Annotated in this window: 21 protein-coding genes and 1 other RNA gene; 14 read left to right on the forward strand and 8 right to left on the reverse strand. The window is 48.5% G+C overall.

The genetic code is table 11. The features are described 5' to 3' along the window. Window positions 1-4: 4 nt before the first annotated feature. The 3 genes from IEW74_RS02430 (at window position 5) to IEW74_RS02440 (ending at window position 3,594) form a co-directional block, all read left to right on the forward strand. Window positions 5-1,138: a flagellar motor protein MotA gene (locus tag IEW74_RS02430; RefSeq protein ID WP_188661031.1), complete on the forward strand. Its 1,134-nt coding sequence runs from the start codon at window positions 5-7 to the stop codon at window positions 1,136-1,138. Window position 1,139: 1 nt separating this feature from the next. Then, window positions 1,140-2,312, forward strand: a complete 1,173-nt coding sequence (locus IEW74_RS02435) for a peptidoglycan -binding protein (RefSeq protein ID WP_188661034.1) — start codon at window positions 1,140-1,142, stop codon at window positions 2,310-2,312. Between the two features lie 85 nt (window positions 2,313-2,397). Then, a complete protein-coding gene (locus tag IEW74_RS02440) occupies window positions 2,398-3,594 on the forward strand; it encodes an MFS transporter (protein ID WP_188661037.1) in 1,197 nt (398 codons plus the stop codon). Between the two features lie 5 nt (window positions 3,595-3,599). On the opposite strand, the gene IEW74_RS02445 is transcribed toward IEW74_RS02440, so the two are convergent. After that, window positions 3,600-4,604, reverse strand: coding sequence for an asparaginase (locus IEW74_RS02445; RefSeq protein ID WP_229734212.1), 1,005 nt, complete (start codon window positions 4,602-4,604; stop codon window positions 3,600-3,602). Then, window positions 4,604-4,909 (reverse strand): iron donor protein CyaY, encoded by a 306-nt coding sequence (gene cyaY / locus IEW74_RS02450; RefSeq protein ID WP_188661040.1) that lies wholly within the window; start codon window positions 4,907-4,909, stop codon window positions 4,604-4,606. The genes IEW74_RS02445 and cyaY overlap by 1 nt, the downstream gene beginning before the upstream one ends. A 188-nt stretch (window positions 4,910-5,097) precedes the next feature. Here cyaY and rpmE point away from each other — a divergent pair, with 188 nt between their 5' ends. The 5 genes from rpmE (at window position 5,098) to IEW74_RS02475 (ending at window position 9,465) form a co-directional block, all read left to right on the forward strand. Beyond that, entirely contained in the window at window positions 5,098-5,319 is a 222-nt protein-coding gene (gene rpmE / locus IEW74_RS02455) for a 50S ribosomal protein L31 (protein ID WP_188661043.1), read from the forward strand. Window positions 5,320-5,515: 196 nt separating this feature from the next. After that, window positions 5,516-6,781 (forward strand): DUF2336 domain-containing protein, encoded by a 1,266-nt coding sequence (locus IEW74_RS02460; protein ID WP_188661045.1) that lies wholly within the window; start codon window positions 5,516-5,518, stop codon window positions 6,779-6,781. Between the two features lie 201 nt (window positions 6,782-6,982). Beyond that, window positions 6,983-7,444, forward strand: coding sequence for an Hsp20 family protein (locus IEW74_RS02465; protein ID WP_188661048.1), 462 nt, complete (start codon window positions 6,983-6,985; stop codon window positions 7,442-7,444). Window positions 7,445-7,600: 156 nt separating this feature from the next. Beyond that, complete coding sequence (locus IEW74_RS02470; protein WP_188661052.1) at window positions 7,601-8,749, forward strand: GMP reductase; 1,149 nt, start codon at window positions 7,601-7,603, stop codon at window positions 8,747-8,749. 197 nt (window positions 8,750-8,946) lie between these two features. After that, the gene (locus tag IEW74_RS02475) at window positions 8,947-9,465 is read left to right on the forward strand and encodes a pentapeptide repeat-containing protein (RefSeq protein WP_188661055.1); all 519 of its coding nucleotides are present in this window, start codon (window positions 8,947-8,949) and stop codon (window positions 9,463-9,465) included. A gap of 56 nt (window positions 9,466-9,521) precedes the next feature. Here the strand turns inward: IEW74_RS02475 and IEW74_RS02480 are convergent, their stop codons facing one another. Beyond that, the gene (locus tag IEW74_RS02480) at window positions 9,522-10,910 is read right to left on the reverse strand and encodes an MFS transporter (protein WP_188661058.1); all 1,389 of its coding nucleotides are present in this window, start codon (window positions 10,908-10,910) and stop codon (window positions 9,522-9,524) included. 97 nt (window positions 10,911-11,007) lie between these two features. Here IEW74_RS02480 and IEW74_RS02485 point away from each other — a divergent pair, with 97 nt between their 5' ends. Next, window positions 11,008-11,433, forward strand: coding sequence for a hypothetical protein (locus IEW74_RS02485; RefSeq protein ID WP_188661061.1), 426 nt, complete (start codon window positions 11,008-11,010; stop codon window positions 11,431-11,433). Here IEW74_RS02485 and IEW74_RS02490 read toward each other — a convergent pair. Then, the gene (locus IEW74_RS02490; protein ID WP_188661064.1) at window positions 11,430-12,371 is read right to left on the reverse strand and encodes a pseudouridine-5'-phosphate glycosidase; all 942 of its coding nucleotides are present in this window, start codon (window positions 12,369-12,371) and stop codon (window positions 11,430-11,432) included. The genes IEW74_RS02485 and IEW74_RS02490 overlap by 4 nt on opposite strands. A gap of 90 nt (window positions 12,372-12,461) precedes the next feature. Between IEW74_RS02490 and IEW74_RS02495 the strand changes: the two genes are divergently transcribed. Both IEW74_RS02495 and hisG read left to right on the forward strand, forming a co-directional pair. Continuing rightward, the gene (locus IEW74_RS02495) at window positions 12,462-13,349 is read left to right on the forward strand and encodes a formylglycine-generating enzyme family protein (protein ID WP_188661077.1); all 888 of its coding nucleotides are present in this window, start codon (window positions 12,462-12,464) and stop codon (window positions 13,347-13,349) included. Window positions 13,350-13,388: 39 nt separating this feature from the next. Further along, window positions 13,389-14,261, forward strand: coding sequence for an ATP phosphoribosyltransferase (hisG, locus tag IEW74_RS02500; protein ID WP_188661081.1), 873 nt, complete (start codon window positions 13,389-13,391; stop codon window positions 14,259-14,261). Window positions 14,262-14,333: 72 nt separating this feature from the next. Here hisG and efp read toward each other — a convergent pair whose 3' ends face one another. The 4 genes from efp to gap form a co-directional block, all read right to left on the reverse strand. Next, complete coding sequence (gene efp / locus IEW74_RS02505; protein WP_188661084.1) at window positions 14,334-14,903, reverse strand: elongation factor P; 570 nt, start codon at window positions 14,901-14,903, stop codon at window positions 14,334-14,336. Window positions 14,904-14,993: 90 nt separating this feature from the next. Further along, complete coding sequence (locus tag IEW74_RS02510) at window positions 14,994-15,782, reverse strand: substrate-binding periplasmic protein (protein WP_188661087.1); 789 nt, start codon at window positions 15,780-15,782, stop codon at window positions 14,994-14,996. A 49-nt stretch (window positions 15,783-15,831) separates the two neighbouring features. Further along, window positions 15,832-16,449, reverse strand: a complete 618-nt coding sequence (gene thiE / locus IEW74_RS02515) for a thiamine phosphate synthase (RefSeq protein ID WP_188661090.1) — start codon at window positions 16,447-16,449, stop codon at window positions 15,832-15,834. A 138-nt stretch (window positions 16,450-16,587) separates the two neighbouring features. After that, window positions 16,588-17,598 (reverse strand): type I glyceraldehyde-3-phosphate dehydrogenase, encoded by a 1,011-nt coding sequence (gene gap, locus IEW74_RS02520; protein ID WP_188661100.1) that lies wholly within the window; start codon window positions 17,596-17,598, stop codon window positions 16,588-16,590. Window positions 17,599-17,792: 194 nt separating this feature from the next. Here gap and IEW74_RS02525 point away from each other — a divergent pair, with 194 nt between their 5' ends. From IEW74_RS02525 to ssrS, 3 genes are all read left to right on the forward strand, one after another. After that, entirely contained in the window at window positions 17,793-18,191 is a 399-nt protein-coding gene (locus IEW74_RS02525; RefSeq protein WP_188661102.1) for a hypothetical protein, read from the forward strand. Continuing rightward, window positions 18,191-18,598 (forward strand): cell division protein ZapA, encoded by a 408-nt coding sequence (locus IEW74_RS02530; protein ID WP_188661103.1) that lies wholly within the window; start codon window positions 18,191-18,193, stop codon window positions 18,596-18,598. The genes IEW74_RS02525 and IEW74_RS02530 overlap by 1 nt, the downstream gene beginning before the upstream one ends. 39 nt (window positions 18,599-18,637) lie before the next feature. Further along, window positions 18,638-18,798, forward strand: a non-coding RNA gene (ssrS, locus tag IEW74_RS02535) — 6S RNA. Window positions 18,799-18,805: the final 7 nt, after the last annotated feature.

Raw genomic sequence — 18,805 nt, forward strand, 5'->3', positions numbered from 1 at the left:
TCCTATGACTCGTCCCAAACGTTATCTCATTCGGATGGTTTTGTTCCTGTTGGCTGTTGTGGCCGCAGCCATTTTGCTGTTTGGGCAATTACAGGATGCCTTTTTTGCCAATGCCGCGCTCAACGGTTTGATCTTGGGTGTTTTATTAATCGGGATTTTTAACAATTTCCGGCAAGTCCTTATGCTGGACCCGGAAGTGCGCTGGATTGAAGATTTTAAATCGGATCGTCCGGGTGTGCGTTCCGACAGTTCGCCGCGCCTTTTGGCACCCATGGCCACCATGTTGCGCGAGCGTGAAGGCGGACAGTTTACATTATCGGCTTTGTCTACCCGTTCACTGCTGGATGGGATTGCGACCCGTTTGGAAGAACAACGTGATTTGTCCCGTTATAATATCGGGTTGCTTATTTTTCTTGGTCTGTTGGGGACGTTCTGGGGATTGCTGAGTACCGTTGGGTCTATTGGTGATGTTATCAGTAATATCACCATCGGCAATGGTGGTGACCTTGGTGTGGTCTTCAACGAATTGAAACGCGGTCTGGAAGCCCCGATTGAGGGAATGGGAACAGCGTTCAGTTCTTCCTTGTTCGGGTTGGCCGGGTCACTGGTTCTGGGTTTTCTGGATTTACAAACAGGGCAATCGCAAAATCGTTTTTACACCGATCTGGAAGATTGGCTTGCCAGTCAGACGCGATTGTCCAGTGGGGCGCTTTCAGATGCGGCAGGGGATCAGTCTGTCCCGGCTTATGTACAAGCCTTACTAGAACAGACCGCAGATAGTTTGGAAAAACTACAACGCACCATGACGCGCAGTGAAGAAAACAAATCTCAAACCACCAATCAGATGATGGAACTGACGTCCAAACTGGGGACTTTAAGTGACACGATGCGCACAGAACAAGCCTTAATGGCAAAATTGGCGGAAGGCCAGTTGGCGCAGAAGGCGATTTTGGAAAAAATTGCGCACGGCAATGCTGGTGGTGGGCTGGACGAAAGCAGCCGCAGTCATTTGCGCAATATCGATATTTATGCGCAAAAATTGATTGAAGAAATCAGCGGTGGGCGCGAAGAGGTGATTTCTCAAGTTCGTCAGGAAATTCGACTGTTGGCCCGTACAATCGCAGCCAAGGACGGCTAGGATGGCATTTGGGCGGCGCAGACGCATTCATCAGGATAACATTTGGCCGGGGTTCGTGGATGCCTTGGCAACCTTGTTGATGGTCATTATTTTTCTTTTGATGATTTTTGTTCTCGCGCAGGTCTTTTTAAATGAAACCCTTTCTGGGCGAGAAAGTGCCTTGGAAAAGCTCGGCTCTGATATGAGTGAGTTGACGGAACTTTTGAATTTGGAACGTAAGGCCAATAAGGATTTACGCACCAATATGGCTGGATTATCACAGGAATTGCAGGCATCCCTGCGTTTGCGCGATGAATATTCTCTCAAATTAAAAGGTCTGGAAGATAAGAACCAGCAACTGAATGAACGCCTTGCGGACGCCTTCCAAACGATTGAAGCCGATAAAGAAAAAATAGAACTGAAACTGGCGGAAGTGGCGAAGCTGCAACAAGATGTAGCCGCCCTTGAAGCGTTGCGCGAAGAATTAACCAAAGAAGTGCAACAACAAGCGTCCAAGCTGGAACAGAAAGATGGGCAGCTGATTGAGGAACGTAAGATCGCGGAAAGTGAACGCGCGCAGCGGGCTTTGCTCAATCAACAAATGGCGGCTTTGCGCGAACAATTAAGTGCGATCCAAGAAGCCTTGGATGCATCCGAGGCGCTGAACAATGACCAGAAAGCACAGATTAAATCTTTGGGCAAACGCCTAAACGCGGCCCTTGCCACCAAAGTACAGGAATTATCAAAATATCGATCTGAATTTTTTGGTGAGTTGCGCAAGGTTTTGGGCAATCGGTCCGGGATTCGAATTGTGGGGGATCGCTTTGTCTTTCAATCGGAAGTCCTGTTTAATTCCGGTGAAGCCAAACTTGGTGAGGCTGGCAAAGCGCAATTGGAGCAACTGGCGCTTACATTACTGGAGATTTCGCAAAAAATTCCGGCAAAAATTGATTGGATTTTACGGGTGGATGGGCATACGGACAATGTGCCGATTGCAACGGCCAAATTCCCCTCCAATTGGGAACTTTCAACGCAACGGGCCATTTCTGTCGTCAAAGAACTGATTGCACACGGAATTGCACCGGAACGATTGGCGGCGACCGGCTTTGGTGAATTTCAGCCCTTGGATGGACGACATGATGAAATCGCAAAAAGACGCAATCGCCGTATTGAACTGAAGCTCACACAACGCTAAAAAAGGCGTTCTTGCCCTTATTCAGCCAAAATTCCCCTGCATAAGTCCTAAGTTTTAAATAGTTCCAGCAAAAGCAGAACCCCGCATGTTTGTTTTATTTCTTGTCGTCTTTATTGATCTGGTCGGTTTCGGCATTGTCATTCCCTTGTTGCCGTTTTTTGGGGAACACTTTAATGCAAGTCCTGATGTTGTGACGCTTTTGTTGGCGACTTATTCGGTGACACAGTTGATATCGGCCCCTGTTTTAGGGCGCCTGAGTGATCGTTATGGGCGCAGGCCTATTTTGTTGTTTTCTTTGCTCGGTTCCATCATTACCTATGTGTGGCTTGGCTTTGCTGAAACCTTGACGATGTTGTTCCTCGCACGGGCCTTTAACGGGTTTATGGCGGGCAACATTGCAACGGCGTTTGCCTATATCGCGGATATTACGACCCCGGAAAACCGGGCAAAAGGCATGGGGGTCATTGGAGCGGCTTTTGGATTGGGCTTCATTATGGGACCAGCTATCGGGGGCGTCTTGGCCGGACCGGATGCCGCGACAGCGAATTTCCAGCTTCCGGCCCTGTGTGCCGCCGGACTGTCCGCAATCGCGTTTGTGATTGCGTTGGTGAAATTAAAAGAGTCCATGACAGATGAAACCCGTGCAAAAATTGCTGCCTTACCCCCGCGCAAGCATTGGAAGTCTTTCTTTGAAACATTGTCGCGCCCGCATTTGGGTTTTCTTATCGGATTGTCGTTTGTCTGCACATTTGTCTTTGCCGGTATGGAAACCACATTTGCCATGTGGACACGCCGCCAATTTGACTGGGGGCCGGAACAGAACGGATATTTATTTGCCTTTTTGGGAATTATCAGTGCGCTTATTCAAGGGGGGCTGATCGGTCGCTTGTCCAAAAAATTTGGCGAAGGAAAGCTGGTGGTTGCGGGAACCTTGTTTCTGGGGGCTGGGCTGGGTCTTATTCCGCTAAGCCATACTGTACCCATGCTGATGGCGGCGACAATGGTGTTGGCGATTGGTTTTGCCTTGTCCACACCATCACTAAACAGCTTGATCTCGTTTGAAGCTTCAGAGACAGAGCGCGGCGGTGTCATGGGGGCAAGCCGTTCTGCGTCAACCTTGTCCCGTGTGTTGGGACCGGTTCTGGCCGGTGTTCTGTTTGCACAGATCGGGCGTGATGCGCCTTATTATGCCGGGATGGTAATCATGTTGATTGCAACGCTGATTGCCTATAGCAAGCTGATGTCTAAAAAGACAGCCAAGCCGCTGGAAGTTAATAAATAACAGCCTTATGTCGTGGCGCGGCGGATGTCACCGACATGAACGCCGTTACGATTTTTGAGGGGATGGATCAATAGGTCCAGAATCCCCGCTTTATCGAAATCTTCTTTGGTAAAGATGCCAAGATCTTCCAGTACAAGACTGAGCATAATTTCTGCGCCGCGCAAGGTGCCATCGTCACATTTGACCGCAATTCCTAAGCCGCGTTCAGGGATAAAGGCGCAGAAGACACCTTCTGCACCGACTTTGCTGAAGATGCGCCCGGGGAAGGCTTCCATTAATCGGGTATCATAGCGGTCTTTACCCGCCACCATGTAAGGATGGGCAAAGACAGATTGTGTGATGCGACGAATTGCTTTTGTACGCTCTGGTGCAAAAAATAAATCGGGCTGACTGTATTTGGCAAACCCGAGGGCAAGATTTTTTAAGGGAATCGCCCATGTGGGAATGTCGCAGCCATCAATGCCAATCGGGGCTGTGGACAGATCAATTTCACAGACATCTTCCAATGCATCCCGGATTTTTTTCTGCAACATATGGTCAGGTTGACCGTACCCTGTGGGCATGATCTTTTCTTTTTTGAGATAGGCCAGAAAACCGGAATGCTTGCCGGAACAGTTGTTGTGCAGGGAACAAGGTGTTTCCCCTTCCATTGCAAGATGGCGCCCGGCTTCTTCGCTCATGGGCCAATGGGAGCCACATTGCAACATGTCCTTGGATAAACCGAGTTTGTTCAGCATGGCTTGGGCCACGCCGACATGAACAATTTCACCGTTATGCGAGGAACAGGCAAGCGCAATTTCTTCATCGCTGAACCCATAGGTATCCGCTGCGCCGCTTTCCATCATGGGCAAGGCTTGTATGGCCTTGATGCTGGAGCGGGGAAAGACAGGGGTGTTGATATCACCTTGGCAGGCAACGACATTGCGCTGGGTATCGACAACGCAAAACGCACCGCGATGCTGGCTTTCGACGATGGACCCGCGTGTGACTTCAATCAAAACGGGGTTCATTATAAGGTGACTTTCAACTCTTCGCTTAATCGTTCCAGCAAGTTGGCCTGATCGCGTGTTCCAATCCAGTCTGTGCCGTCATAAGCGTAATGCGTTGCCCCGCTTTTGGGGGAGGCCATCCAGATTTCGCGGTTGGGGCCGTGCTTGTTGATGATATAGACACCACCTGCATCCAGTTCGATATTGAGAATCCCGTCTTGCAAGTCGACATCGGCATGATTCCCAATGGCATCATCCAGTTGATCGAACAGATTTTCAAGCAGTTCGTCCGCAATTGCGTTAAAACGGGTTTCATCAAGAGCCATTGGAATTTCCCTTATAATGGTCAAACACTCAAGCGGATATAGCAACGTGATGAGGGGGCGGCAAGGTGATTTACATAAAAATGCAAAGAAGGCCTTGCACCGGGCAAGTATAGTCGGTATATAGGCGCCTCGTTTTCCCGACAACTCTGTTCTGCCATGTGCGGGACGTAAGAAACTGAGACGAAGATATGAAAAAAGACATTCATCCTGAATACCACGAAATTACCGTTCAAATGACAGACGGTTCTACCTTCACAACACGTTCCACTTGGGGCAAAGAAGGTGACGTTATGAAACTGGACATCGACCCGAAAGCTCACCCGGCTTGGACAGGCGTTCACCGCTTGCTCGATTCCGGCGGGCAGCTAGCGAAATTCAACAAGCGTTTCTCCAACTTCGGCATCAAATAAGGCGCGCGCAAGTTATTTTGCGACCCTCTTATGTCGGGATAGACGCTCCTTAAAATCCGTATGGATTTGGGAAAAGAGAAAAAAGGCGGCAGATCTTCACAGGTCTGTCGCCTTTATTTTGTGATTTGGGTTGCAAAAAAGGACAGAAGACCGCAAAACTATCGAAAGAGATAAAAAATAAGAGACAGTGTAGACTATGAAGGATATCGATAAAAAACGTGCTGCCAACGAGAAACTCACGTATGAAGAAATGCAGGAGTTGGCATCACACGAAGATGTCAGCGTGCGTTGTCTCTTGGCACAGCGTGAAGATATCCGGCCTGAAATCCTTTATTATCTGGCAGAAGACGAGGAAATGGAGGTCCGACGCCATATCGCGTTGAACCCGGCGACACCGCGTCAGGCTGACCTTTTGTTGGCAAGTGATCGGGATGAAGGCGTACGTTTACCCTTAACGGAAAAAATTGCCAAACTTGCCCCGGATGTCAGTGAGGCAGAGCGGGATAAAATTCAGGCTCTGACCTATGAGGCGCTTATGGTTCTGTCGCGCGATCAGGCGATCAAGGTGCGCCAGATCTTGTCGGAAACCTTGAAGGATGTCGATGGGGTGCCCTGTGATGTGATCCGACAGCTTGCCAGTGATATGGAATTGGTTGTTTCCGGCCCGGTTTTGCAATTCTCCCCGGTTTTAAGTGACGAAGACTTGCTGGAAATTATTTCTTCGACCCATGCGAAAGGGGCGTTGAATGCGATTTCAAAACGCGCCCATGTGTCAGAATCGGTTTCAGATGCGGTTATCTCGACCAATGAAAGAAGCGCGATTGCCGACCTTCTGGGCAATAAAAGCGCACAGATTCGCGAAGAAGCACTCGATCTGTTGGCAGAGCGTGCGCATGATATTGCCGAATGGCATGTGCCTTTGGTCAAACGTCCGCAACTCAGTTCAAACGCCGCAAAACGTATGGCGCATTATCTAGCGGATAACTTGCTTAAATCTTTGGAAAAACGCGAAGATCTTGATGATGCTGTGATCGTCAGTATCAAGAAAGAGGTCAAAAAGCGTATTGAGTGTGATGGCCTTGATGCAGAGATCGAAGAGGAAGAAGGAGGGATCAGCGATCCCATTGATGAGGTCAGGCAACTTGACGAAGAAGGCAAGCTGGACGAAGAGATATTGATCGACTGGATCGACGAATCGCAATGGCAATATGTCATTGCGGCCCTGTCTGTTCTGTCGAAAATGCGTCGTGTGAAAGTGAAAAAAATTATTTCGTCGCAAAGCGCAAAAGGGATGATGGCTTTGGCATGGCGGGCGGGTATTCCGGCTTATTTAGGCGAAAGTTTACAGTTTAAATTAGCGAAAATGCCGATTGGAAATATTTTAAAAGCCACACAGAAGGGCGAATACCCTTTGACGGACGAAGAGCTGAGTTGGCATTTGGAATTGTTTGGCGAAGATTAAGCCTGTTTGAAAAACCGCTGGAAAAAATATTTTACCGCCCCCTTGCATCCCTGAAAAACGCTGCCTAATTCCTCTGTACACAAGGACGAAACGATGCCGCCAAGCGGGTCTTTCAAATCAAATTCCTTGTTGTTAAACCGCCTTGCCCATGATGGGAAGGCTTGTGATTTTCAACCATGTTGCTCAGAGGAGAATATGGACATGCGTAGTTTTGACTTAACACCTCTTTTGCGTTCTTCTGTTGGTTTTGATCGTATGCAGCGCGCTCTGGAAGCTGCCGCACGCCTTGATACAGCCGCCAACGCCTATCCGCCCTATGACATTGAAGTCAGCGGTGAAGACGCCTATCGAATTAGTTTGGCCGTTGCCGGTTTCAGCCGTGATGATATTGAGATTACGGTGAAAGAAAACAGTCTTGAAATCACGGCACAAGCCAAAACGGAAGAAGCTGCTGAGCGTGAGTTCCTGCATCGCGGGATTGCACGGCGCGCCTTTGAAAAACGCTTTGAGCTTGCCGACCATGTGAAAGTGGTTGGGGCGAGCATGGATAACGGTTTGTTACATGTGGATCTGGTACGTGAAATTCCGCAAAGCCTGAAACCGCGAAAAATTGAAATCACCGCAGATAACCCCAAGGCACTGGTACATAAAGATGCTGCTTAATCCCGCATCTTAGTTGCCCCCTCACTCCCAAGATACCAGTGCAACTCGGCGTGTAAGTTTTATAAACTTGCACGCCGTTTTTTTAATTATTGTCCATTCGGTCAAGAAAGTGATAATGTCAGGAATCGGTGCTATTAATAAGGGAGCCATTGGCCCGTGCGTATCGATACTGAAGTCAAACTTGACTATAAAAACGTTCTCATCCGTCCCAAACGATCTTATTTGCTGTCACGTTCCGAAGTGGATATGCAGCGCGAATTCAGATTTCCGCATTCCCCATATCATTGGAAAGGTGTGCCGATCATTGCTGCCAATATGGATACGGTGGGTACTTTCCGTATGGCAAAAAAACTGGCAGAACACGGTGCAATGACAGCGTTGCATAAGTTCTATGGGTTGGAAGACTATCAGGAATTTGTTGAAGCAAAACGTGCAGAACCGCAGGAAAATATCCCGTTGGAACCAGCCGAAGGTGGGCTGAATGCGTGGAATAGTACGTTCTTTTCTTTCGGCATTACTGATCAGGATGGTGAAAAACTGGATGCCGTGATGAAAATCGCGCAAAATCGCCCCAAGGATCAACCTGTTTTCATTTGTCTGGATGTCGCCAATGGATACAGCGAACGGTTCGCGCGTATTGTGGAACGTATCCGTAAAAAACACGCCAATACAGTCATTATGGCCGGAAACGTGGTGACGGGTGAAATGACGGAAGAGTTGATCCTGTCTGGGGCCGATATTGTCAAAGTGGGTATTGGGCCGGGTTCGGTTTGTACAACCCGTAAAATGACGGGTGTGGGCTATCCTCAATTATCTGCGGTTATTGAATGTGCAGACGCCGCCCACGGGCTGAAAGGCCTTGTGTGTGCCGATGGGGGATGTACGGTTCCCGGTGATGTGGCAAAAGCATTTGCTGCCGGTGCGGACTTTGTCATGCTGGGCGGTATGTTGGCCGGTCACGATGAAAGCGATGGGGAGATTTTAACTCGACGCTACCTGACGAATGAGTTGGATGAAAACAACCGGCAAATTGTACGTGAGGAAAAGTTCCTCGAATTTTACGGCATGTCTTCGGATACAGCCATGCATAAGCATTATGGCGGTGTGGCGAAATATCGCGCCAGTGAAGGCAAACGTGTTGAAATCCCCTATCGGGGCCCGGTGGAAGAAACCTTAAGTGAAATCCTCGGCGGTGTGCGTTCGACCTGTACATACGTTGGGGCGCAAAGTTTAAAGGAATTGTCGAAACGCACGACCTTTGTGATGGTTTCGCAGCAAATCAACGAAGTTTTTGGAAAATCCTGATGTGCGTTTAACGAAGAGAAGACTTTTTTGAAACTGGAAAGTCTTCTCTTCAGGCCCTTCGTCAATGGACGTATAGAATAATACATTTAATTAATGTTAAATATTTATTATTACATTTATCTAATTGATTAAGGTTAATGAGGTGCTTTATTTTCGCATGTATTATTTATTCAACATATAAATAGTGGAGTTAGATGATGTCTAACATATTGAAGCATGCTTTTTTAACTGCCGTCTTCGGGCTTGGTCTGGCAACATCTGCACAGGCCTGGACAGATCAAATTGATCCCAAAAATGACATTAATACCCGATGTAAATTTGAACCCGAGGCCCAGTGTACGGATGCAATTCGCGTTGGGGCACAAATCGAAGGTGTGGACATGAGCTATTCCTCCATGCCGAAGATGCGTCTGGACGGGGCGAATATGAAGCGCATTAATCTGCAAGGCTCCAATATGGAGATCATCAATCTGAAAGGGGCTGACCTGACATTGGCGAACCTTTCCTTTAGCCAGTTACATGCTGCAAACCTGCAAAATGCCAATCTGATGCTGTCAAATATGACAAAAGCCCTATTGGTTGACGCGGATCTTCGCGGGGCAAACCTTCAAGGGGCGAATATTCAAGGGGCGGTTTTCTTTCAGGCAAACTTAAGCAACGCCACATGGGTTGATGGTCGTGTCTGTGCCGAAGGCTCTATCGGTGAATGTAAATAGAGATTTCAGATCTCGTTCTAAAAAGGCTTTCGAGAAATCGGAAGCCTTTTTTCATATCAACGTTGCGGCCATTTGACATGATGGGCATCGATGACAAAGGGGTGGGCGTGGCGTGTTTCTTTGTGGCGATGTTCATGAATATGCGGTTCTGGCCCTTCCCAACCTTCATGGGGGTGATGATGATGGGGGTCTTTGTGGGTATGGGGGTGATCGTGGGAATGTGCCGGATGACTATGTTCAATAACGACCGGGTCATTGGTCGGCCACAGCTTTAAGGCCCATAAGGTCATGAGAAAAGCAAGACAGGCGAGAATCGCAAAGGTTTGGGAAAGACCGATATTGGCCCCCAGCCAGCCTGCCAAACTGTAACCGATAAACCAAGCGCCATGGGACAGGGCAAAGTTAGCACTGAAATAAGCAGCCCGATCAGACGGGGTGGTGGATCGTGTGACTACGCGGGCCGCTGGTGTTTGAATGAGTGACCAGCCGGCCCCCAATAAAAACCAGATAATCAGTAATCCGCCCAGACCGGGCAGGATGACGCCCCATAAAAGGGCCGAGGCAATCAGACTGCCCCCCAAGATCATCATCGGGCGATCCGGTACTGTTTTTAGGAGCCGAGGAAGAAAGAGCGCAACGAGCATGGATCCTGCACCCGATGCCATCATAACGTAAGCTGTTTCACTTTCCCCCAGTCCCAAATGGGCACGCACATAAATGACCGTATTGACAATCACCATCGCACCTGCGCAGGCGACAGCCCCATGCAGGGCCAACAGGCCACGCAAACGAGGGGTACGCAGGTACGCCTTAATCCCGAAACTTATATTGTGCCAGAGGGACGATTCGCGCTCGGCAATCGCTTGTTTGGGCAAAGCCGTGAGGACCACCAATAAGGCAGATCCCAAAAACGTCAGACCGTTTAACAGGAAAAGGCTGTCGAAACTCCAGATGGATAAAAGCAGGGCCGCCAATGTCGGGCTGAGCAGGTTTTCCAGATCATAGGCCAACCGGGAATAAGACAGTGCCTTGGTATAACGCTCTTCGTTGGGCAGCAAGTCGGGAATTGTGGATTGAAAAAGCGGTGTAAAGCAGGCAGAACAAACGTTGAGGGCAAAGATAACGCCATAGAGCTGCCATTGTGTCGATAAAAAGGGCAGGGTGAGTATGAGGCCTGCACGCACAATATCCAGCAAAATCAGGGTTTGTTTGCGCGGAAGAAGATGGGCAAAACCGCCGGCGATTGGGGCCACGCAGACATAGGCGATCATCTTGATGGCAAGGGCGGTACCCAGAACCTGCCCCGCATTTTCACCCGCCATGTCATAAGCAAGCAAAGCCAGTGCAACCGTGGTCAGCCCGGTTCCGACCAATGAGGTAACTTGTGCACCAAACAAATTGCGATAGGCCGGATTTTTGAGGGGGGACTGTGCAGATTGGTTCATATGTCTGACTTAAATTGTAAATAAACAGGTTCGAAGGTTCTAATCAACGCAACGATAGGATATGCTTTTAAACATAACTTTAATAGTACGTTTGAACATGCAGAAACTTTTCATTCTTTCATTTGCTTTGATGATTGCTTCATCCTTGTTTGTCGGTCATGCCTTTTCTAAAGGATATGTTCCCTATTTCGGGATGATCGCGGGTGTGTTTTTTTTATTGGCGATTTTTTTACCGTTTTTAAGCGAGTACAATATTTTACACCGTGGGTTTTCAAGTATTGGCGATAATTTTAAAAATCTGATGCATTCTGAAGAACCGACAAAGGGGGAGGTGGAAATTCTGCTTCCCAGTCATATGAACCAAGCGGCGAAAACCTATCAGTTACACGAAAGCGGGAATATTAAGATCGGCCTTTGGGTGATCCTTGTGACCGGTTTGGTGTTTTTCGCCATTGACGGGGTTGATTTTTATGTTTTGGGCGATGGTCTAAAATCTGCGAACGGGCCGATCAGTAATTTTTAACTCAGTTTCTCACTGAGGCGACACGCGATTTTTGCAGCCAGGGCCGCATTATTTTTTAACAAGGCAATATTACTGGTCTTGCTTTTCTCCTGACTTAAATCCGCAAGCCGGGCCAGTAGATAAGGTGTCACATCGCGTCCGCTGACAGTCATTTCTTCCAAGGCCTGTTTGATGCATGTTTCGACTTCTTCCTTGGGATATTCAAACTCGGGGGCTATTGGGTTGCCAATGAGAACACCCCCTTTGAAATCCAGACCATCGGGCCAGCCGATCATATTCCATTTATGGATCAACAGGTCTGTGATTTCCTCCACACGGTCCAGTCGATAGGCGCCCTTAACGCCGCTGTTGCGATAATAAAAAGCCGGGAAATCATCACATCCAAACGATATGGTCGGAACCCCTTTTGTTTCCAGTACCTCTAACGTCTTGGGGATATCAAGAACAGCCTTGGCCCCGGCGCAAACGACACAGACGTTACAACGGCCGAGTTCTTCAAGGTCGGCGGAAATGTCGAACGTTTCGCCCACACCACGATGAACGCCCCCGATACCACCAGTGGCGAAGATACGAATATTGGCGTGTTCGGCAATCATCATTGTGGTGGCAACCGTTGTGCCGCCATTTTTTTTCTGGGACAGGGCATAGGGCATATCGCGCCTACTGATCTTTAGGGCGTTTTGGTCCTGTGCCAAGTGTTCCAGTTCTTGAATGTTCAATCCCACCCGGATGATACCGTCAATGACGGCGATGGTGGCCGGGGTGCAGCCCTGTTGTCTGATGGTTTCTTCAAGGGCGAGCGCGGTTTTTAAATTGTCGGGATAGGGAAGGCCATGTGTGATCACGGTACTTTCCAGTGCAACAACGCCTTTTTTATTAAAAAAGGCCTCTTTAACATCGTTGCTGATGAGAAGTCTGCGCTGGATCGGCTTTCTCATTCCTTTTCACCTTTCTTTTTCGTATTTTGGCTTGCGTCCATGACTGTCCTAAGGGATGTTATATCAAATAATGCGCACAAGGGGGGATTGATGTTTTTATTAAGGTTCAAGAAACTGGTATTGGGGATCTGTTGTCTTGCCTTAAGTGGCTGCGCCAGTACACCGTTTAAACAAAAAATTGATCCGTTACAGGAAGTTCCCGCCCTTTCTTTAATCCCGAATTCTGTATTTTACATTGGATCAACGGACAGTGAACGTGAAAAGGCTTATCACATAGATGAAGCGGCCTATAGTGTGCCGGTGACGCGTGAACAAAATTGGTACGAGGCTGAGTTACCGCTGCAACAGGTGCGTTTGCGCAGTTTTTATATCACGCGCACACCGATTACCAATTTCCAATATGCGGCTTTCGTTCGTGATAGCGGTTACGATGCACCGGACGTTGATATTGTGGACTGGCAATCTTATGGATTGAACCATACCTATGAAAGTACGCGCAAGTATGCGTGGGGGCCAAATGGTTATGCGCAAGGACGGGATCGCCACCCGGTTGTTTTAGTCAATTATGAAGATGCGCAGGCCTATGCCAAATGGCTGGCTGAAAAAACCGGACAATACTGGCGCCTGCCCAATGAACGGGAATGGGAGCTAGCGGCACGTGGCACCGATGGTCGGGCTTATCCGTGGGGCAATGACTTTAATCCGGCAAAGGCCAACACCGCAGATATTGGACCGCACGATACGTTACCTGTGGGCAGCTTTCCGGAAGGGGCTAGCCCCTTTGGTGTGCTGGATATGGCCGGGCAGGTCTATGAATGGACCAGTACACCGGGTGAAGCTTCTCGCATGACCGTGAAAGGCGGGGCGTGGGATGACCGGGGGTGCGGGGTGTGCCGCGCAGCCGCACGCCATCACCGGCGTTGGGATATGAAACATATTTTAATCGGCTTCCGACTGGTGCGTGAAGTCGCAAATTAATTTCCATTTTTATATGATGAAGTGAAAGAGAGCGAAAGAATGGCCTTTTTGAAACTTGGTATTCCGAAGGGAAGTCTGGAAGAAGCCACGATCGAATTGTTTGAACAAGCTGGGTGGAGCATCAAGAAACGGGCACGCAATTACTTTCCGGTCATTGATGATGACGATATTGAATGCTCCCTCGTGCGGTCTCAGGAAATGTCGCGCTATATCGAAGATGATGTGCTGGATGTTGGTTTGTGTGGTCTGGATTGGGTACAGGAAAATAATTCGGATGTAGAAGTCGTCAGTGACCTGATTTATTCCAAAGTTTCAGACAAGCCCGCGCGTTGGGTGCTGGTTGTGGAAAAAGACTCCCCCATTCAAAGTGTCAAGGATCTGGATGGAAAACGGGTTGCGACAGAACTTGTCGGGTTTACCAAACGGTATCTGGAAGAAAACGGCGTTCAGGCAGATGTGGAATTTTCCTGGGGGGCAACTGAAGCCAAGGTCATTCAAGGCTTGGCAGATGCGGTTGTGGAAATTACAGAAACCGGAACCACCATCAAGGCCAACGGGTTGCGCATTGTTGAAGAATTGATGCAGACCCACACGGTCTTGATTGCCAATAAGGCTGCGTTAAAAGACCCACAGAAAAAGGCCAAAATTGACCAAATCGCCTTGATGTTGCAAGCGGCGCTGTCTGCACGTCATAAGGTCTTGTTAAAAATGAATGCCCCAGATGCCAACCTGAGTGAAATTGTCGCGATGTTGCCGAGTTTACATTCCCCAACGGTGAACCCGTTGTCTGATCAAAATTGGCATGCGGTGGAAACGGTTGTTGATCGTAAGCAAACACGTGACCTTATCCCGGCGTTAAAGGCTGCCGGGGCGCAAGGTATTCTGGAACTGCCTTTGCAGAAAATGTGCTAGGCAAGAGAAGTTTTTACATAAAAAAAGGGCGCTGATGTGAGCGCCCTTTTTTGTGTTTTTGCCGAAGACGGCTTAGTCTTTTGCACGTTCGACGTAAGTGCTGTCCATTGTATTGACGACAACGCGGGTTCCTGCTTCGATATGCGGGGGAACCAAAATTTTAACACCGTTCTCCAGAACCGCCGGTTTGAAAGAGGATGATTGTGTCTGGCCTTTTACAACCGGGTCGGCTTCAGCAATTTCAAAAGCCATTTTTTCCGGCAATGTAATGCCAAGAACTTCACCTTCGTGTGACTCGATGGTCACGGTGATGCCGTCTGTCAGGAAGGGCGCTTGTTCATCAAGTAACATGGAACGGTTGGCTTCGATTTGTTCGTAAGTTTCATTATCCATGAATGTCAGCAAATCGCCGTCACCGTACAGATATTGATATTCTTTTTGTTCAAGGGTAACGCGTTCAACGGTTTCTGATGCGCGGAAGCGTTCGTTCAATTTTGTACCGACACGAATGTCTTTAAGTTCTACCTGATTGAAGGCACCGCCTTTACCGGGTTTGACGGCTTGACATTTCACAGCGCGCCACAGGCCGTCTTTGTGATTGATGATATTGCCGGGGCGAATTTCGTTACCGTTGATCTTCATAGGTCTGGATATCCTGAAATAAACACTGAAATTGGCGCGAAATTAGCAGGAAGTTGCCTCTAAAGCCAACCCTTTTTACGTAAAGGCAACTTATCGTTTGAAAGTCACAAGGGATGACTGGTATTTCAGGTAAATGCGCCGAAAGGTTCCATCATCAATCAAGCTTTGTGCCGCTTTTTTCAAATCCTCAAGGCCTTCACGTTGTACAAATTGGTTCGAGGCCTGAACCCATCCTTGCAATCGGTCCAGTTCAAAGGGGGTATCAAAGTCGGAACTGGTGCTTAGGCCTGTGCGAACGGCATTGTAGGCAAGGCTTTGTTCTGTACCGACAACCGCGTCAACGCGTCCAGCTTTAAACAAAAGCATGGAATGGGCATAATCCATTGAGGGGACGATGTTGAGGTTTTCCTGTTCTGCAAATTTACCCCCGACCTTCAAACCGCGTGCAACGGTTAAGCTGAGGTTTTGGAGGTCTTGATAACTTGTTATGTTTATTCCTTTGCGGGGCCAGACAACGGTTCGAAAATCAATACCGACATTGACAATCGGGACGGTAATTTTTTCAGAATAAGGGGTGCGCAGAACGATGGAAAAGTCAGCTTTGCCATATTCCAGTGATTTGAACAATCGTGCCATTGGAACAATCCTGTTCTCACTTTTGCGTCCCATACGTTCGGCAATGGCATTGGCCCATTCAAAACAAATCCCCTTGGAAATACCGTCATTTGTTTTATAGCCCCAAGGCGGCAAGGGCAGGGTTGCAATACGTAACGGCGGTTTTTCTTGTGCGTGAACGCTGTGCATTCCCCATGCAAAGACGCAGACCAGCAAGGCAAGGGATACTGATAAAAATCGTTTGATATATAAACGAATGGTCATTGTTTTTGCAGTTTCTCAAGAGGGGGGATTATTTTTGCCTCATTGTAGATTATTCGCACAGCTTGTTAAAGTGTTTTACCGCGTGTTCTACGCCTTTAGGATGGTTCCAAATACCACCGCATACGGCAAGGAAATCTGCTCCCGCTTCGATTAATGGTGTGGCATTGTCCGTTGTGATGCCACCAATGGCAACGCAGGGGATTTCAAACATGGTTGTCCACCATTCCAAAATCCAGGGTTCCGCCTTTGATTTAGGTTGCTTGGTATCGGTCGGATAGAAGGCACCAAAGGCCACATAATCGGCCCCTTGTTCACCTGCGATCATGGCAAGATGTTTGGAATCGTGGCAGGTGACACCGACAATGGCATCTTTCCCCATAATCTCGCGTGCCTTTTTATATGGTGTGTCATCCTGTCCGATATGAACACCATCGCAGCCCATTTCCTTGGCAAGGTCGGGGCGGTCATTGAGCACAAATGCGATATCGCGGTCCTGTACAAGCGGTTGAAGTTTTTCACATGCACGGCGGACTGTATCGTCATCGACATCTTTCAGGCGCAGTTGAACGCAGGCGATTTCGCCGCTATCTAGTGCCGTAACAAGGGTGTCGGCAAAAATATCCAAATCAATTCTGGGCGGTGTAATCAAATAAAGCTGCGTATTCATGTTGATCCTGCTTTGCTGGCATATGCCAGAACCTTGTGTGCCGCGCATTGGGGACAGTTGTTGAAATAATAACCTTTCTATAGCAAAAAAGGGGACGAAAATCGCCCCCTACTTCACCCAATTCGCGATAACAGTGATTTACAGGCCGGTTTTGGCCATTGCAAGGGCCGTATCCAGCATCCGACAGGAAAACCCCCATTCGTTATCATACCAGGATAAGACCCGTACCAAAGTTCCCCCCATAACGGTTGTTTGGGTCAAATCAAAACAGGAGGAATGTGGATTATGGTTAAAATCAATGGACACCAGTGGCGCATCATATGCCCCTAAGACTCCTTTCATACGTCCTTGAGCAGCCTCAAGGATGGCTGCATGTATTTCTTCTGTACTTGTCGGGCGGGACGCATCGAACGTTAAATCAATCATGGATACATTGGGGGTTGGGACGCGAATGGCACATCCGTCCAGTTTACCGGCGAGTTCCGGCAAAACCAGACCAACCGCCTTGGCGGCCCCGGTTGATGTCGGGATCATGGAAACCGCACCGGCACGGGCACGGCGCATGTCTTTGTGCAGCATATCGACCATTCGTTGACCACCGGTGTAGGCGTGAACGGTGGTCATATATCCTTTTTCAATACCGACGGCTTTGTTCAATACATCGGCAACCGGGGCCAGACAATTGGTGGTGCAGGAGGCATTGGAAACGACTTTATGATGGTTGGTTAATTGATCGTGATTGACACCGTAAACAACCGTCAGGTCGGCGTCTTTTCCGGGGGCGGAGATCAAGACCTTTTTGGCCCCGGCGTCAAGATGGGCCTGCGCTTCGTCACGGGTCTTGAAAATCCCGGTACATTCAAAGACGATATCAATGTTCATCTCTGCCCAAGGGAGATTTACCGGGTTGGGTTCGGAGGTAAATTTAATCGCTGTCCCGTCAATGAGAATAGCGTTATCGGTGGTGGAAACCTCGGACGATAAAATACCGTGAACGGAGTCGTATTTCAGGAGATGTGCATTGGAGTCAACCGGACCGAGATCGTTAATCGCAACGATTTCAAGGTCGCTTCGCCCACTTTCAATGAGGGCGCGTAAGCAAAGACGTCCAATCCGGCCGAAACCGTTAATCGCCACGCGAATAGCCATTGTATCCTCCATATCCATTTATAAAAACCTAATATTTTATAGCACGTTAGCCAATGTCAAAACCAGCACTGAGTTGCGCGAAAGTGAATAGATAAGCATTGTATTCGTGACTTTTGTTTTTGATGGAGTCGCTTGGGGCTTGCTCAATGTCATATTTTTTGTCATTACCTTAGCCTTGGAATTTCTCAGCATACATGAAATGGGGTTCGTCCTTGTCTGTTTCTGCACAAGTATCACCGCGTATTCTTTCTGCGTTTGATCGACTTGAAAAAGCCGTTCTGGTTCTGGAACAGGCTTGCGAGTCGCAAAGCACAAAGGTCGATGCGGCACAGGTTGAGGTTTTGCAGAACCAGATTGAAGGATTGAAGCAGGATAATCTGGCGCTGTCCGAAGCACTGGAAGCGTATAGCGAGGCAGATTACGATACGCAGTTTGAAGAACTGAAAGACAAGATTTCAGTGCTCGAAGATAATAATCAGGCCCTCAGCGTCCAAAATGAAACCTTGCATGAAATAAAAAGTGATTTTGCCACGCGTCTGGAAAAATTGATCGGCAATGTCCAGCAAATTCTGGATGAAGAGGAGGACGAATAATGGCTTCAGTCGCTGTTACCATTAATGGTCGCCGTTACGAGATTGCCTGTGAAGAAGGTCAGGAAGCGCAGCTTTCCCGATTGGGACGTTATGTGGATGACCGTGTGCGCCAATTGGCGGCTGCGGTTGGTCAGTTGGGCGATACACGCTTGATGGTGATGACCAGTTTGTTGCTGGCAGATGAACTGAGCGATAAAAACGACGAGCTTGAAACCTATAAGGTGGAACATAGTGTCGCCGTTCGGGAACGCAAAGACGAGATGATTGTTCAAAAACTGGATCGCCTGACACAAAAAATCACGGAAATTGCGCAAATCATGGATGATGTCGATCGTGTTGAGGTGAGCAGCAATGTTGAAGCAATTGTTCACAATGAAGATGAGTTGGACGATCCTTCTGCGCAATAGGGCGTGACAATTCAAGAAAGACTGACTATATAGCCCAAGGTGAAGCTGCGAAGTGCGTCGGTGTTCAAGAATCCCCGGGGCCAATAATGAAACCATCGGGAGCTGTCCCTGTCCACCTCGTGGGGTGGTTACACGGCGCCCACCTGCTTTGGCAGGCCTATGGTGGATCTAGTCAACATTACGGCTTATGTGGCTTCACCCACGCCG

The organism is Terasakiella brassicae, assembly GCF_014641495.1.
GTDB lineage: Bacteria > Pseudomonadota > Alphaproteobacteria > Rhodospirillales > Terasakiellaceae > Terasakiella > Terasakiella brassicae.